Genomic DNA, 1,000 nt, shown 5'->3' on the forward strand with positions numbered 1-1,000 from the left:
AAAAAAAAAAAAAAAGAGGATTTTTTGGTTTTTTACCTCCTGCTAAGAAAARTGCKTCGGTTTATTTCAAAAWACTTCAATTGGGACACGCAAAAAATAGGCCAATTCCGCTGCTTTTTGCTCAATTTCTCGTGGAGTCAAATTCTCATCAGTACGAGTCAAAGGAATGGCCCCCTGGCCTCTGATTTCCATATAAAGGACACGCCGAGCATAAAAACCCTCTTTAACTTCTATTCTGATAGACTGAATATCTTTCATAAAGAGTCGTAGTAAGATGCGACGATTTTTTCCTGGAAATCCCCAACGAAAAATACACACTATTCCTTCTTTTCTATCGAATCGATCATAACCACTACCTACATTCCACGAAATTGTGCACCACAAATAAGAGCTAATAAACAGACCGGCGAGCCCATAGAAAGACATCACGATCCCTTGTGGAAAAAAAATGATTTGCTGAGACGGGAATAAAGATATCAAATTTCTGTCAAGATAACTGGAAATTCCAATCAATAAAAACCCCAATGAACCTAAAAAAAGTATAATGGCCCAGCAGAAATTACTTATTTTGTTAGATCTAAAAGTAAAATAATAGGATATATGTTCTGATCGCCAACTCATACTAGATCTAGTTGCATTTTATTGGAAGTGGGAGACCGGCCAAAATGAATTTTACTTTACGTTTTTTTGTTTCCGAAGGAACTTTCATCAACTTGCACTATTCTGATGTGAATCTTTCGAAGCAATTCGTTAGATCTAAAAGTAAAATAATAGGAGCCCCCTCATATGATCCCCTATCTACACATACTACACATATATAGCTACATGGGCTTTGCATTTATTTCAGGCATCCGCCCCAATCGCGACTTATTTTCAACAAATAGCTCGTTTACTCATATATCATATTTACGTTTACGCCTGCCCTTTCTTTTCTGTTTGAAAGAAGCCACAAGTTATACCATATTATACTGAATAGATATCTGTGTTATGATCCAAGTCT

General features: G+C 36.2%; 1 protein-coding gene. It reads right to left on the reverse strand.

Going from position 1 to position 1,000, the window contains the following annotated elements; genetic code table 11:
• Positions 1-66: 66 nt before the first annotated feature.
• Complete coding sequence (locus ELS82_RS27980; protein ID WP_134837781.1) at positions 67-621, reverse strand: photosystem I assembly protein Ycf4; 555 nt, start codon at positions 619-621, stop codon at positions 67-69.
• Positions 622-1,000: the final 379 nt, after the last annotated feature.

The sequence above is a fragment of the Vibrio ouci genome, from assembly GCF_004551525.1.
Taxonomy (GTDB): Bacteria; Pseudomonadota; Gammaproteobacteria; order Enterobacterales; family Vibrionaceae; genus Vibrio; species Vibrio ouci.